This is a genomic window from Paenibacillus bovis (assembly GCF_001421015.2).
GTDB lineage: Bacteria > Bacillota > Bacilli > Paenibacillales > Paenibacillaceae > Saccharibacillus > Saccharibacillus bovis.
Genome location: NZ_CP013023.1, coordinates 3,762,950 through 3,778,765 on the forward strand (window position 1 = coordinate 3,762,950; position 15,816 = coordinate 3,778,765).

Sequence of the window (15,816 nt, forward strand, 5' to 3'; positions counted from 1 at the left end):
ATGAACAATTGTTGACTAACCAACATCCTTATGAATATGATACAAACACATCTGTATCGCCTCAATCAGTAAAACGGCGCTTCCCTGTTGGTTAATCAACAAAGCAGCGCCGATCTGTTTACTATTTTATGCAGCTTTTCTTTGGTTGTGTATTATGAATCCATATTTTCGTTCTCCTCAGGCTGTACCGAACTTTGCATTTGTTGAAAGGAGCATCCCTTATGGATCGTCGTATTCGTAAAACCAAGCAGGCTTTTCACCAGGCCCTGCTGCAATTACTGGAACAGCAAGATTTTCGTGCTATAACGATCACCGATATTGTCAACGCAGCAGACGTGAACCGTGGTACCTTTTACAAACACTATATGTACAAGGAAGATCTGCTGGATGAATTGATCGAAGGGGTACTTCAGGATCTGACTGATTCTTATATGGAACCTTATGGAGGCAATAATTATCTGGATGTGAGTGAACTGGTATCTTCAGCTATTACTATTTTTGACCATGTAGCTGCACATCGCAGCTTTTACCGGCTCATTATTCATTCGCATTCCATGTCGGGCTTCCAGCAGCGTATATGCAGTCAGCTGCAGCGTCTCTGTCTCCAGGGAATGAATCAGGTCAGTTCTTCTCCTTATGCAGACAATAAGCAGCCCAGTTCGATCCATCCCGAACTGTTCGCCAGCTATCAGGCGTACGCAATCTGGGGATTGATTATGAACTGGGCGCAGCATGAATTTGAAGCTTCACCGGATTATATGGCCGAGCAATTGCTGTTAATCGTCAATTATTCGGCAGGACGATAGTCGTCCAATCTGTCCTGCTGAGGAGATTCTACCATTTTCGGTAGTCGAATAGTGACTTCCGCGCCCATAGGTACCTGCGGCACGTGTAGACCGTAATCCTGACCAAAATAAAGCTGAATCCGCTTGTTCACATTATACAGTCCCACTCCTGTACCGGTATCCGCTTCCGGACGATCAGGATGACTCTGATGGGTCGGTTCATAGCTCTCACCGGCAGCCAGCCGGGCATTGAGCTGCTCGCGCCTCTGTGGATCAAAGCCTGTGCCCGAATCGATTACCGAAATCCAGAGATCCTGTCCATCTTCATGCACCTCGATACTGATCTCGATCCCCTCCCCTTCTTCCCTGCCGAACTTGATCGAATTCTCGATAACCGGCTGCAAAATAAAGCGGGGAATCCGGTAATTGAGCATATCCGGCTCCACATCGAATTCGAATTGGATCGTGCTATTGAAGCGGAAATTAATGATCTTGATATAATTTTCCAGATAATTCAGTTCATCGCGCAGGGTACACATGCTGTCCTTGCTGGCAAAAACCGGACGCAGTATATTGCCCAAAGCAACCACACTGTTGACGATATTGTCTGCTTTGACCATGGAGGCCATCCAGCGGATCATATTGAGTGTGTTATATAGGAAATGCGGATTAATCTGATACTGCAGCGCTTCGATCTCCAGCTTGCGCTTGTTCTCCTGAATCTCATTGTTATGACGCAGCAGCTCGACGATACTGAGCGACATTTCGTTGAACCTGCGCATGACGGTGCCGAACTCATTGTTGGGAATATCGGTAAACGTGACTCCCAGATCGCCTTTGCTCACATCGCGCATCTTGTGGGCCAGCAGATGCAGTGGACGGATCATGCGGCGCAGCGAGAAATACGATACGCCGAAAATCACCAGGATACTGAGACCGAATACCAGCAGCATAATCCGCTGTACCGAGAAGATCTGCTGGGAAAACAGACCAAGTGGCACTTCGCGCATCATATACCAATCGCTGTCCTGCAGCTTGTAATAGACAATCTGAATCGGGTCACCATTCTTGACCGCATCATAGCTACCGAATGCAGCTGTCTCATGAGCCGGAGGCAGATAAGGACTCTGCTGACCCACACTGTCCGGGCTGCTGCCCGATATAATCTGTCCGTCTGCATTGACGATATACATATTGCCTTCCGCCATATCCAGCGAAGCCGAATAGGTCGACGCTAGATACTGCTCATCCATATTGAAGATCAGCGTTGCACTGGTCTGTGAATCATACAGTGCACGTACGCCCCGGATCAGGCTGATCAGCCTGCCATCCTGTTCGCCGTTAATATACGGATTATAATAAGACTCCGTCATGCCGCCCTCTACCGTCAGATTGGGAAAAGACTGCTTGGCCCGTTCATAACCCTCCGACTGGAAAAAGCTGTCTGTCCAGGCACGGTCGGAATGTACGAGCGTCCGCGTGGCATCTCCACCCAGTGCGCCATTCGCATCCGAAATGATATAGATAGAGTGAATATAGCTGTAATTGCTAATAAAGTTGGCGATACGTCCATAAATATCTTTTTTCAAATCAATATTCTCCAGCTGGGAACGGGTATCGTTGCTCTGGATATAGCTCTGCACATTGTTATCGAGCAGGAACAGCTTGGATAACCGGTCCACATCACTGATCAGATTGTGAATATTATGATCAATCTGCTGGAACTGCTGATACAGCAGCTTCTCGTTTTGTTCTTTGATCAATCCAAGCATGAATGTATAGAGCAGGTACGTCGCCAGAGAAAACACAATAATGCTGACCGCCATAAAAAAGACGATCAGCTGGGTACCCAGATGCTGAATTTTGCCGGTCTTGCCGGAACGACGCCATCCTCTCATAGGCTCTGACTCGCTCCTGTTCCACCACCTGCGCCTGCACTGCTGAGCCACTGTCTGCGATATTCATTGGGATTCAGTCCGGTGACCTTTTTGAATACTTTGCTGAAATACGTATACTCCGGAGAGAATCCTACCTGTACAGCGATATCATACGATTTGAGATTGGTACCGATCAGCAGCTCTTTGGCTCGTTCGATTCGGTACCGGTTCAAATAATCGATAAACGTAATCTGCAGTTCCTTTTTGAACAGATTACTCAGATAACCAAAGCTCAGATTCACATGATCGGCGACTTGCTGAAGACTGATATTCTGCGCGTAATTTTGCTTAATATACTGAAGTGCTCTAGCGATTTCATTACTCATATACAGCAGATTCCGGGAATACTCCACTACTTCGGACAGATATTCCGTCACCTGATCCAGCATCTCGGGCAGAGTATCACACTGCTCCAACTGACCGGTAATGTTGAACAGCAGCGTCTTCTCATTCTGGTGATGATCATACAGACTGGTACTGACCCACTGGATAAACTGGAACAGCAGATGCTGGATCGATTTTCGATCATCCTGCAGATGGCTGCGCAAAATACGAATATAATCTTCGTACCGCTCCTGCCGCAAAGGAGACAGCAGCTCTCTCACAGGAGCATACTGACGGATACGCTCCAGCTGGCTCTCGATAGCAAGCAGATTAATCTGCTCGCCGCGAACATGATGGAGTCCGGTACCGGTCCAGAATTTGTGGCTCAGCACCTGGCACGACTCATGATATAATACCGGCAGACTTTTGTATGCGCTACCAATTTGGCTGATGCCAACCGATACCGAGCTGCTGAAATACGTACGAATCACTTCCTGCAGCCGCTGAAGAATATGGGCAATCTGCTGGCGAATCGCCTGCTCGGACAATATATCCTCAAAGCTCAGCAGCAGCAAATAATGCGTCTCATCCACATAAAAACCTTCGCCCCGTTTTACAGACGATGTAATCTCATTCAGAATATTAAGCAGTGTCATTTTGATCAGATGTCCGTGCTCATCCTTGAATTTCTGCTTGAGTCGTGAGTAATTATCAACTTCAATCGTACAGGCAACGATTCTCACCGGCGACAGCCGCATCTCGCTTTGTACGACAAACCGTTCCCACTCCTCGGCGGAATAAATGCCGTACAGCAGAAAATCCTTGAGAAATTTCTCCTTGATCAGCTCCAGATTGGCGGGCAGCAGCGATCCGCCGGTACGTTCACTTGTTGCTGTCTGCTGTTCATTCCATTCATGCTGAATACCCGATAGTACCGTCTCGATTTCTTCTTCGGTCATCGTCAGTTTGAGAATATAACCGGATACACCGAGCGACATGGCCCGGCGTGCCAGATCGAATTCTTCCAGACAGGACAGTACTACAATCCGGGTCTGCTTGTCCTCTTCCCTGATCCGGGAAATCAGCTCCATACCATCCATTCGGGGCATGCGTATATCAGTGATAATCAGGTCAGGCTTCTCCTGCTTGTAGCTGTCCCATGCACTCTGTCCATCCGGCAGGTCGGCAATCACTTTCATATTGAATTTATTCCAGTCGACCGAATTTTTGAGTCCGATCCGTACCAGCATCTCATCCTCTACAATCATCACTGTATACATCTATAGGTCACTCCTTGATTCCAGAGTATAGGCACAATACCCAGTCCCTGCCCCTGCCACTGGAAGGGGCGTTGAATAATCGGGTACCGGTATTATCGATCTGCTGCACATCCTGATATTTTCCGGTACGTGGACAATACCAGCGGGCAGTCAACTCGGCGCCGGGAAGCGCTCCCAATCTTACTTTAACATACAGACCCTGGGGGAGTAGATGAATATGTAATTTTTGCCTTGAATGGCTGCTGGCGTATTCGCTCCCGACAAAGGCTCTTCCAGCAGATGTCCGGCAGGTTGCGCAGTCAGACTGTCCACACCTGTCATCAGCTGACGAAGATGCTGCATCTGGCCTGCTCCCGGGCGATGCAGCGCTTCTTTCCAGGGCATAATAAAAAAAGCTCCCGACTGCTCCATATCGACCGAGCTGTATACCCCGTCTGCCATTGCCCAGACCGAATGATGACCATACGTATGACCTGCTGCGCCGCTACATACCGCATAATAAGCAGCCTGCCGCACATCGACTTCGTCAAAGTATCCATTATCGGGATTGAAATCAATCGGAATATCTTCGTAACACGGCTCGGCATCCAGTGTCGGCTTGACCGGATGAAGCTGATAATCGGTCTGGATCAGACGATAATTATTGCGTATTCCGGCACCATGACTGGATTGAACCATATTAAAGTCCAGCCATGTCTCTTCATGCACATATAGCGATGAGGAGACTCCGCCTTTGGGGTGAAAGGTCATTAGATGTCCACCCTCATCCCCTTCCCTGATACCAAGCGCCATCTGCTGGATAATCTCGAAGTGACGGCGTGTCTGCAGCGGACGATCTCCGCCCAGCACCCAGATCAACGAGGGAACGTCCCGATAACGTTCACCCAGCCATTTGCCATACATAAAAGCATTATCCGGCGTAAAAATCTCCGGTCCATTGCCCCACATTTGATGAAATTTGTCTCCCCACGTCGGCAGCAGGGCAGTGTACATGCCCAGTGACGCAGCGGTCCGGATCATTTCATCGACATGCTGCCAGTAGGAGTACTCTCCATCCAGATCCGGCTGCAATGGATCAGGCAGACCAGCAGCATCTTTTTGCAAAGGCAGCCGTCCATAAGCATTGGGCGTGTGCAGACCACTCAGCTCGGCCAGTGCAACAGTCTGAATAACATTGAATCCTTGAGCGGCACGGGTGCGCAGATAATATTCGGTGTCTGCCCGATCCAGCCGGTGCAGCAGTTCCCAAGCCGTATCCGCCAGCCAGAAAAAAGGCTTCCCTTCCTCGGTAATCAGAAATCGCTGATTGGCGCTAATCTGCAGACGTGGCAAAGACGGATAGGCGGTCATAGGGAATCATCCTTTCGGGATTAGGATATTTTGGGGCACGATAGCGGTATGCAGATTATTTTCAGCATTTTTATGTTGTCATGATGGTTTATGATTTGTGACTGATACTGACTATCATGTAGGGTACAAAATTCCTGATCCAGCCTATCGGCGCTCCGTGTATATAACGATCTCCGCATGACCGTTTAATCCAAACGAAGTCAAGCAGTACCGGTCGGTATAAATATGCGGCTCCGCATGATCGCCATCGGTCCAGCCCGGTGTATCTGTAAAACTGTCGGGTCCTACCATGGTCAGCTCGCCGCGAATATGATGATGGGGGCCGAGCAGATTGCGGCAGCTGGACAGCAGTTCAATCGTCAATTCATTGTCGCCAGCATGGAGATAATCAGTAACCTCTATTTTATAGGGCGCCCACATAAAGGTATGCACTTCCTGTCCATTCAGCCACAGCCGCGACAGTACCGCATCCGGTCGTTCCAAGCGGAACCAGGCACACTGCCCGACGTCCAGCTTCGGTATGACCACCTGCTGGGATAGCTGAACATTACCTGCATAAAAATTCAGCCCCTGCGTCGTCAAATCCCCTGTCTGCACCACGGATACCGGCTTCTGCAGCCGGAAATGCCCATCCGTATAGATCTCACCATTGCCTGCATGTACATATCCCGTATCACTATGCACATGGAAATCGCCCAGCAGATAGATACTCTCAATCTCCGTGTCATAAAACAGCTTGTTGCCCTCGGATTCAAATATCTGGGCCCGGGCTATGGCTGCATAAGTCTCGGCAGAGTTGGCAAAATGACGTGACAGTACAATCCGGTTCGATCCTGCGCCCAGATACCCGGCAATATCCAGTTTTCGAAAAGCAATATCCCGCCACCAGCCTCGTTCTTGCTGATCCAATATGTGATCGTTGATGGTAATTCTGTACTGTTCGGGCTGCTCGACAATCAGATACATCTCCCGGTTCAGGTAATCTCCCGGCTGCGCCTCCACTATAAATTCCAGCTCAATCTCTACCGGATAACCGAGACGTACCAGCTGCTCCTGCAGAAAAATGATCGGCTGCTTCTCCGACCATTCGCCGTCCTCTAGACGCAGTCGGCAATAATCCAGTGTCAGGCTGTTCAGATCGCTCTGGCTCAGTTGCCATTGATCGGTTGTACGGATAATTGAATGAGCGGTTGTCCTATTGGTTCCGGTGGTTCGAGTGACTGCTGGAAGCTCATCTGCATTCTCCCTGTACTCTGTACATAGCCGCAGCATATAGGACTGTGCCGGGGCAAAAGAAAGCTGGATGAGTGTTCCTTTGACACCGCGGAACTTGCTCTCTCTGTCTGCTTGGACATTGTCATATTCAGAATAATCGGTGAGCGGTATCATTTGTCCATTTTCCAGATTGATCTGCTCCCATTTTCCAGATCCGGACAGGATCATCTCGGTATTATAGCTGCATATCCGGTCTGTATTGACCAGATAATACAGCGTGTATTGTCCCAGTGCACTTACCTGGCTCCGAATCGGTATATCATCTGCTGCGACCGATTCCGGAGCCAACTGCAGATGAGCAGGCTGACTATGCGATACACGATCAAGATGACGAATAGTGATGCCTGGCTGGAGGTTATGATCCAGATATGCTGCCAGAGATTCACGGTTCAAGTCCAGACAGGAGATACCGGCTTCCAGTTCGGCCAATCGTTTATCATGATGTCCATTTACCAGGGTCGGCAGTGTACCCAGAGCAATGATCCGACCTCCCTGGCGAAGCAATTCCAGCAGCAGTTCCAGCGTATGCGCTGCTATTGTCAGCATGGGTGGCAGGATAACGACCGAATAAGCCGCCTGACCAATCACGAACCGGTCTCCCCGCACTTGTCCATGATTCGCAATAATACTCTCTGATCCATAATCATGACTGTACTGCATAGCGCCCAGCCATTCACTGATCTGCACAAAATCCTGATGAATCTGCTCCCCCCAGTCATACGTACGATTGTTGTAGGCAATCCACGAAGAACGAATCGGATGCAGCAGTAACAGATCCGCATGCTGCCGGCTCTCTGCCAATAACATCGATAACCGTCCAAAATAATCATTGAATCGGCTGTACTGCTCCCACCAGGGCTGCTGATAATAAAGGGACGGCGGATAATCACGCTTGCGGATACCGCGCAGACTGTATCCTTCCAGATGCTGACACATCAGATTAATACCATGCACATACTGCCATTCGGCAATCCATTTCAGATCGGCAAAAGATACATTCCAGCCGCTACAGCCAAATGTCTCGGACAGAACGAACTTTTGTCCCAGCTGCCGGGCGACCGAGCCGGCCTGTTTTGGCGTAAGCGGATTGCTGGTGAATCTGCCCAGCCAATCGATTCCTGGTGTCTGCATATACGCATAGGAGGCCATGGCATCACCTACCGCTCCGGTCTGCGCAGTCAGATGATCTTCACTTACTACATGTCCGGTCAGCCGCAGCTGGTGTTTTTCGCACCAGTCGCCAATCTGCTTCATAAACGACTCCGAGAATAATCGGGTAACCAGCTCCCAGAAATGGTATCGTGCCGCTGGATAATCTTCCTTTTCCAGAAACAGCAGCGGCAGTATATCGAGCAGCTCAGCGTCATATGTCTGACGGAACTGCTCTTCCAGCGTAAAAGACCATGGTATCTGATTACGACCATACTGTGGTTCATCGGTAAATATACCGTATACCGACTGGCCAAAATGTGCTGCAAACCGGTCGGCATATTGCTCATAGGTGGATTCGATAAATGCTTCTACGACCTTGGCATCCAGCGTATCGATATAATACGGATTCACTTCATAATACAAACGCAGTTCGGCTATATCCTGCTGGTCATGCGGTACCTGTACATAACGTCCATTCTGATACCTGTAAAAAGCAATCGTATGACAGTCGTCCTCTGCTGCCTGCTGTTCTCTAAGTCCGAGCCGTTCAGAGCCGCTACTTTCCGGATCGTCTGTTTGGTATATAGCTTTGTCCGGATCGATAGGATGTACCAGGTTACGGTCGATTTTTTCTATTCGAAGCCACTTCTGCTGGTAATCCAGTCCCAGTCGGGGCACTACTCCATCAGCAAATCCGCTTGGCCAACCATTCTCGTCATAGCACCAGACCTGCATCCCCAGCTGCTGCCCTTCCTCAATACCGGCAGCAATACAGTCCATCCATTCCTCACCCAGATAAGGTGTCTCCAGTCCAGCACGGGCATGCATGATGAATCCGCCTAGGCCTGCCTGTTTCATCTCACGCACCTGTCGGCGAATCTCCTGCGGATCAAGTCGGCCATTCCAGGACCAGAATGGAATAGCCCTGTACACGGCTGGCGGATCAACCAGCTGGCTAAAAATCGATTCCGCGGATCGTTCCGCAGGCTGTTCCTGCCGCGATCTGTCTATACTCTGATCATCTGCAGCGGAGTATACATTGGATAACGGCTGCTGAATAGGCTGATGCAGCCGCCCCGGATCGGTATCTTGATTATGGCCGAAAGTGCTGCTCATCGATTGTTGTCTGGATTGATTCATGAATATCCCCGCCTTTCCTGTACGAATCATTTGGCAAATAGCCTGATCGATTGATGGTTAACGGCTGTTCCATGCCCGTATAGCTATATCCCGGATACTGCTGACCTGTAATGTACGACTCTCACCGCTGTCCAGCCAGATAAAATTATCCTCCGCCATAAATGAAGATTGATTACGATACTCGTCTTGCTGTAAGACTGAATGATAATCTACAGCCTGATACAGCTCTACCGCGACAGCCGGATAATTGCCCGGATTGGTAATTGTCACCTGATACGGATAGCGATTCTGACTTCCGATTCGATCACTTTGTTCATTGGGAATGACGATTGGTTCAGATCCAATCTGCTGCACCTGATGCTTCAATTTATGCGGTTCTGCTTCTATTTGCTGCTTCATGTCTTGTAATCCCGCTTCCGCCTGCTCCATCTGATTCTTTTTCCGATCCGTCTGAATATGCAGCTCCAGCTCTGTCTTGGGCAGATGCATCAATACACCCTGCCGGGCATCGAAATTTATCCAGTAAAAGGTACGATTCAGCACATGGCCTGCCTGCACAATCTCTGCGACTACCAGCAGCGGTGCCTGTTCCAGTGGATACGCCGGAACATCGATTTGTCCCAGTCTGCGCACCTGCCCATGAGCATCACTGTCCTGCCAGGACTCCGACAGCATCACTTCCAGATTCGCATCATACATTCGTACGCCTGCTGTCCATTCTCCGGTCAGCTGCTCTTGGTCGTCCAGTAGATACACCGGCAGCGACTGCTGCTGATCCGGACTGTTCAGCTTGTCGAACACAACGGAAAGCATCAGTGGTGCATACGCATCTGCTGTAAAATAATGCGACATCTTGGGTGCACCATACCAGTCAATGGTTGCCCAGGATACACCTGGATATACATCATTCAGCTTGTATGTCACGACACCAATTTGCTCGGGCCAGTGGCAGCGTGAACGCTCCATCTTATGTCGCAGCGATACGACCTGGGCCATCTGGGTACCGATTACAAAGTTCTCCAGCGAATCGCATGGCACAAACGAATCCGCGAACTCCGACAGAATCCGCATCTCATCCCGGGTATCAAATGCCGGCAAATGGTGATAAAAGCTTTTGCCCGGTTCCGGTGGCCATACTGTGCGTTCTGCTTCCGGCAAATATCGCTTCACCGACTCCATATTAGGCGATGATGCCAGACCAAATTCGCTTAGCATAATATCATCCAGTCCTGCATAATAGTCAAAGCTATAAGCGGGAGTCCAGCCATTCCAGACAATATGATCATGTGTACTGCCACCGAGCGGATCGGTACGGTGAAACGGACGTGTACTATCCAGTTCCACACTGCAGCGTCCCATCATCTGCATAGATTCATGCTCCAGCTCACTGCTCGTCTCATTGCCTCCGCCCCACATGATCAGCGACGGATGATTACGCAGACGCAGTGTATTCACAATCACTGTCTCCTCCAGCGCATCATAGGGCTGGTTGGCATGACTGCCCCAGCAGGTCGGCCATTCCTGCATAATGAGAATACCCAGACGATCACACAGATCATAGAAGTCATCTGTCTCCGGAATTCCGCCTCCCCATGCACGCATAAAGTTCACATGCTGCTCCGCCGTCAGAGAAAGGAAGTGCTCATACTTTTCCCGGCGAAAATCCATTAACGCATCCATCGTGCACCAACCGGTTCCCTTGGCAAAAAACGGCTGTCCGTTTACTGTAAATGTCCAGTTATACATCTCGGGCTGCTGTCCCTGAGGCAGTGGGTCCATGCGGATATCACGAATGCCAAATGTCAGCTCCCTTATATCCGCCAGTGCTGCGGTAGTCTTGACCGGATCGGTACCCGTCTGTAACGCTTCTGCCTGTTCGGTAGGCCCTGGAATATATACCAGCTTCAGCCGGTAGAGAGACTGCTCTCCCATATCTATAGGCCACCACAGCCGGTGATTCGGCATCTGCAGCTGAAAATGCAGATGTCCTTCGCCAGCAGCCACTTCATCTGCCGAAATCTCCCGACTGAATACTACCCCTTCACCTGCAAAATTATCCGGTTCGATCACACCATGCAGCGTACCCGATCCGTCTGCTGATGAACTGGTCAGGGTCAGCGACAGATTGAGTCTGCCTGCCGCTGCATTTTCTTCATTCAGGGCCGCAATATAGGGATCACCAATGGACACTGTCGGTTCACCTTCAATCCGGACACTTTGCCAGATGCCAACTGCCGGCAAATTTACATAGTGCCAGCCATAATTGCAATTGAAGACGACAGTGGAATGCCAGACATTCCATTCATTGCCAAGCGGTGCCGGATGGACTTTGACAATCAATGTATTTTGCTCCTGAACCAGAGAGCTTATATCGTAGGCAGGCCCGCCAAATGCACCATTATGATAACCAAGCGAATGACCGTTCAGCCACACCTCACAGGCTGGCGATACTCCGGCAAAATTCAGCTTGGGTTGCTGCCAGTTCCGGGCGGGGTCCAGTATGAATGTGCAGCGATACCACCAGGTCTTGTGACTGTACTCTTTGGCAATATCTGCATTCTCGCCAAAAGCCGGATCATCCATAATACCCGCATCTACCAGCGCCTGATGAATACTACCGGGTACATGAACAGGAATAGTCTCTCCCCAGTTCTCCTGTAAACGCAGCTCATCTGCTCCGCCTTCTATCATTTCCCATACACCATCCAGCAGCATGTGCGGCGCAGTATTTAGTGAACCGGTTACTTTTTGCCAATGATTGGTACTTTGCCGTATATCCGCAGTATGTGTCTCCAGCTGCTGTACCGGCTGATCCCACGGTGTATATCGTGCTTCAAAGCTTTGCCGATCCAGTCTATCCTTGCTGAGCAGCTGTCTGGTATTCATCAGATCCTCTCCTTCTACATGTAAGTATTTGGGTACATCAGGGTATAGACATTATCATTTTTTGCTTTTATTTCTGTACAGAGCGTGTAAATAGGCTAGTATCCTCCTTTCAGCAAAACAGAGCCGATCCATAGATGCGTCGGCTCTGTTTTGCCTTATTTTCAGAATATTTATTGAACAGGAGCCAGCTTCACGTCATCAATAAATGCCGTATTATCGCCGGTTGTAGACGTTGCTACAAATTGGATCGTATGCTCGCCTGCTGTCACGGTGAACGGACTGATTGTAAAGGCTTCGTATGCGCCAGAAGCCGGTGTATAACTGCCGAGTACCTGATTATCCAGCATCACATTGAACTTCTGGGTTCCCCGCAGATTGGTGCGCTGGGCTGCCTTGAAGCTGAGTGTATAGGAACCTTGCGGGAATTTCAGCTTTTGTGTAATCGTTCCGTTGACGCCATTATCGGTTTTCAGATAGGCACTTTGTGCCCCTTCCGGTATAGTCACACTGCCCAGTACGCTGTTGTTGCCCTGCACACCGGAGCGGCTGTCAAATACCCAGTCACTGGTGAAGGGTCCAGGCTTGGTTTTGGCTTTGCTGTCGGCTGCAATGACCGGAGTCTCAAAGCCACCATTTTTCAATTGAGCGGGCAGACTATTGGCCGGGCGGATAAAGAGACTGTCCAAAAATGCGGTACGATCCAGCTTGGGCAGTGCAGGATCTGCCGAAGTCGCAATAAATTTGACAGTATGCTTGCCGCTGGTAACCGTGAATGGACGGGTCGTCACTTTCTGAAAATTAACTGAATCGGCTGTGTGCGAGCTGATTTTCTGGTTATCCATGTACACATCGAACGTCTGTATGCCATAACCGGAACGTGTCGCCAGATCAAAGCTCAATTCGTACGTACCTGCCGGAAAATTCATCTGTTGACTGATCGTTCCGTTCACGCCGCCATCTGTTTTCAGATAACCGACCTGCAGTCCCTGCGGTGCTTTGATATCTTTGCTCACCAGCTGGCTGCCGTTGGCAGATACTCCTGAACGGGAATCGAATGTCCACCCATTTGTAAAGGGTCCGGTACGTGTCGTTTCTGTGCCCGGCTTTTCAAAGCCTGCATTAAAAATAGTCACGACCGGTGTCTCATCCGGAATCGTATTGGTGAAGAAGCAGCGTTTGGCAGAGCCTGGCGCAGGATCACCGCCAAAAGACTCATCCGTACACTCTATACCATCTGTAAATGTTTTATATTTGAAGATACCATCGGCTCCATAAGCCACCATTGCTTTACCTTTGAAGTCGCACACTTTGCCTTCGTACATACAGAACTCGTAACCATCCGGTCCCATAGCTACATCTTTTGTTTTATACAGGGCAGCGGTAATACCGGAGTTATCAAGTCCCGGCTTGATCGCTATCGCCTTGAGCATCCGGTTGCCGCCATTTGGCAGAATTGCACCGTATTTATACAAACTGGATGATGCAGTTGGTGTACTGCCATCCATCGTATAGTAGATTTGTGCACCCGGTGTCTTGGTCTCGATAAATACAGCTTCTGCCGAATCATAAGTTCCTGGTTTCAGGCTGAATGTCGGCGCATCCACACGATTTGGAACAGAGCGAGGAATTACTTTTATAAGTGCTATTCCATAAGCACCTGTCGCCTGACTGCTGCTGGCCTTGATCGCTATCATTCGCTCGGAAGCCAGATCCGGTGCTGTGTACAGACCATTCGCATCGATCGTTCCATTATTTGTTCCCAGTACCGTCCAGGTTACTCCACCTGCGGCTGCCAGCGACTGCTGCGTGTCGTCTGCTGCATAGGTATCTGCATTAACGGTATTTTCGGATGAAGCGGCTTGTACATCTGTAGAATCTGCAATTGCGGCAGATTGACCTGCTACTTGTACGCTGCTATCGCCGGAATCCGTTCGATCAGAAGCTTGTGACGCTGCACTGTCCGCTTGATCTGCAAGGGTTGTGACTTCACCCAAAGCTGCTGCTTCTGATGCATCTGTGTCTGTCGACCGTGTAGTGGAAGCATCTGTATTGGCCGTGTTTTCTGTCGCATACGTATCTTCGGTGACAGCTGCCTGACCGTTGTAGGTTGCATCAATTACACGAGCCTGCAGCTGCAGCGTACCAGCACCTGTGACGGTCTTCTCTACCGGCGTTACTTCCACCTGGGTCTGAGGCTTGGCTGTAGTGTAGATAGAGAAATGATAGGCTGTATCACTATCGTTATCTGTAAAAGAACGTGTAGCTGCAAATGCTTTTTCAACCTGCGGAAGTATCGCATTTGCGTCAATATTTACATTGTCACGATACGTCATTTTGTAAAAGGTTTTGTTGATTGTATTGTCGCCAAAATCAATATTCAGATTTCTGGCTTCGCCGCCTTTGGATTCTACCAACACTGTATAATTGCCATCCTGCCCTTTGAAGGCAGCAGCACGTACATCGCTTGCACCGCCGGTGTCTACAGCAAGTACATCACTGTGTTCCGGAATATAGCGGTTCAGGAAACCGGCGGAATAATAAGTTTTGCGCGGCATCCGGTCGAGTGGCAGCGAACTCCACATTGTGTAGGTGCCGTTCGTGTCTCCATCGGGATCGGATGTCCAAGCTCCGTTCATTTGCCACATCAGTGCACCTTTCAGGCCATCATTCGCTGCGCGTATAATGGAGTTGGCAAAACCGGCATCCCAGCCACTGGCATCGTCGGCAGACCAGCCAAATTCGGTCATAACAACCGGCTTGCTCCCGGCTATACTTGTTCGCTGATCGACTACACTTTTCAGGCCATCATAGCTGGTGCCATATACGTGAAAAGTATATGCATCAAAAACGCTATCGGCATTCTGCTTCATGTAGCTGATCCAGTCTAGCGCACCGGATTCTTCCGGGCCCCAGATTTCGATACGGTCTCGCAAACCGTCTGCTTTGAGACGATCACTTACTTTGCGGCTCATTTCGGCAAAATAGGCTTTCTGATCTGCCGGACCTTCAAAGTCCCAACTGCCGTTAGATTCGTTATAAAAGGTCATGTATTTTACATTGTCGTAACCACGTTTGTTAATCAATTCATTTAGCGCAGCCGAGGCAGAAGCTGCATAAGCGTTGAGGTCGGTTGGGGCGCTTACATATGGATCTTTCAGGTTAGGAAAGTTAAACCAGTCCTGAACCGTCTTTCCGACTTTCCAGCCAAAGTTCAATTCCACTTCTGTACCGGCGCTTTGCAAAGCATCCATGTATCTGTAGAATTCTTTCATTTTCGGACTGTCAAATGTATACTGCCCTTTTTCCGGCTCCATCCAGTCGATCTGGAACCATACTCTGGCTACCTTGGGCTGAATCTTCTGAATCCGATTCACATCCATAGCCCAGTAAGCATCGTTGTATCCGTATCGGGCCCCCAGATCCATTGTGTTTGTCGGAATGATATTGACTCCAACTCCCAGAAAATCCGAATGCGTAACCTTGTCCGGATCAATACTGATCGTACGTGTCACTGCAGTCGCTGCCGTTGGCTCCGCCGCCTTTGCTTGGGATGGTGCACTTACTGAAGGCAGAATAAGCGAAAGCAATAAAATGGACGTGCCCATAATGCTGAATGCCGACCTCGCTTTTTTGTTCATTCCTTCCTCTCCTTTTCGTATAAGGATATTAAGTACGTCCTTGTTTTGG

Annotated in this window: 8 protein-coding genes; 1 reads left to right on the forward strand and 7 read right to left on the reverse strand. The window is 49.5% G+C overall.

Annotation, left to right across the window (positions count from 1 at the left end):
* The first annotated feature begins 221 nt into the window (after positions 1 to 221).
* Complete coding sequence (locus AR543_RS15980; protein ID WP_060535446.1) at positions 222 to 806, forward strand: TetR/AcrR family transcriptional regulator; 585 nt, start codon at positions 222 to 224, stop codon at positions 804 to 806.
* On the opposite strand, the gene AR543_RS15985 is transcribed toward AR543_RS15980, so the two are convergent.
* The 7 genes from AR543_RS15985 to AR543_RS16010 form a co-directional block, all read right to left on the reverse strand.
* Complete coding sequence (locus tag AR543_RS15985; RefSeq protein WP_060535447.1) at positions 788 to 2,683, reverse strand: cache domain-containing sensor histidine kinase; 1,896 nt, start codon at positions 2,681 to 2,683, stop codon at positions 788 to 790. The genes AR543_RS15980 and AR543_RS15985 overlap by 19 nt on opposite strands.
* A complete protein-coding gene (locus AR543_RS15990; RefSeq protein WP_060535448.1) occupies positions 2,680 to 4,326 on the reverse strand; it encodes a response regulator transcription factor in 1,647 nt (548 codons plus the stop codon). Before AR543_RS15990 ends, AR543_RS15985 begins: the two co-directional genes overlap by 4 nt.
* Before the next feature lie 7 nt (positions 4,327 to 4,333).
* Positions 4,334 to 4,504 carry a putative collagen-binding domain-containing protein gene (locus tag AR543_RS24730; RefSeq protein WP_335582697.1) on the reverse strand — a complete coding sequence of 57 codons (171 nt, stop codon included), beginning with the start codon at positions 4,502 to 4,504 and terminating at the stop codon, positions 4,334 to 4,336.
* Positions 4,505 to 4,506: 2 nt separating this feature from the next.
* Complete coding sequence (locus AR543_RS15995) at positions 4,507 to 5,676, reverse strand: glycoside hydrolase family 140 protein (protein WP_227871762.1); 1,170 nt, start codon at positions 5,674 to 5,676, stop codon at positions 4,507 to 4,509.
* A gap of 144 nt (positions 5,677 to 5,820) precedes the next feature.
* Complete coding sequence (locus AR543_RS16000; protein ID WP_060535449.1) at positions 5,821 to 9,243, reverse strand: glycosyl hydrolase; 3,423 nt, start codon at positions 9,241 to 9,243, stop codon at positions 5,821 to 5,823.
* 57 nt (positions 9,244 to 9,300) lie between these two features.
* Positions 9,301 to 12,129: a glycoside hydrolase family 2 protein gene (locus AR543_RS16005; protein WP_060535450.1), complete on the reverse strand. Its 2,829-nt coding sequence runs from the start codon at positions 12,127 to 12,129 to the stop codon at positions 9,301 to 9,303.
* A gap of 170 nt (positions 12,130 to 12,299) precedes the next feature.
* Positions 12,300 to 15,767 (reverse strand): chitobiase/beta-hexosaminidase C-terminal domain-containing protein, encoded by a 3,468-nt coding sequence (locus AR543_RS16010; RefSeq protein WP_060535451.1) that lies wholly within the window; start codon positions 15,765 to 15,767, stop codon positions 12,300 to 12,302.
* Positions 15,768 to 15,816 lie beyond the last annotated feature (49 nt).

Bases quoted from the DNA above. Each gene is read 5' to 3' on its own strand.
- AR543_RS15980 (WP_060535446.1), top strand. From the start codon at position 222: ATGGATCGTCGTATTCGTAAAACCAAGCAGGCTTTTCACCAGGCCCTG.
- AR543_RS15985 (WP_060535447.1), bottom strand. From the start codon at position 2,683: ATGAGAGGATGGCGTCGTTCCGGCAAGACCGGCAAAATTCAGCATCTG.
- AR543_RS15990 (WP_060535448.1), bottom strand. From the start codon at position 4,326: ATGTATACAGTGATGATTGTAGAGGATGAGATGCTGGTACGGATCGGA.
- AR543_RS15995 (WP_227871762.1), bottom strand. From the start codon at position 5,676: ATGACCGCCTATCCGTCTTTGCCACGTCTGCAGATTAGCGCCAATCAG.
- AR543_RS16000 (WP_060535449.1), bottom strand. From the start codon at position 9,243: ATGAATCAATCCAGACAACAATCGATGAGCAGCACTTTCGGCCATAAT.
- AR543_RS16005 (WP_060535450.1), bottom strand. From the start codon at position 12,129: ATGAATACCAGACAGCTGCTCAGCAAGGATAGACTGGATCGGCAAAGC.
- AR543_RS16010 (WP_060535451.1), bottom strand. From the start codon at position 15,767: ATGAACAAAAAAGCGAGGTCGGCATTCAGCATTATGGGCACGTCCATT.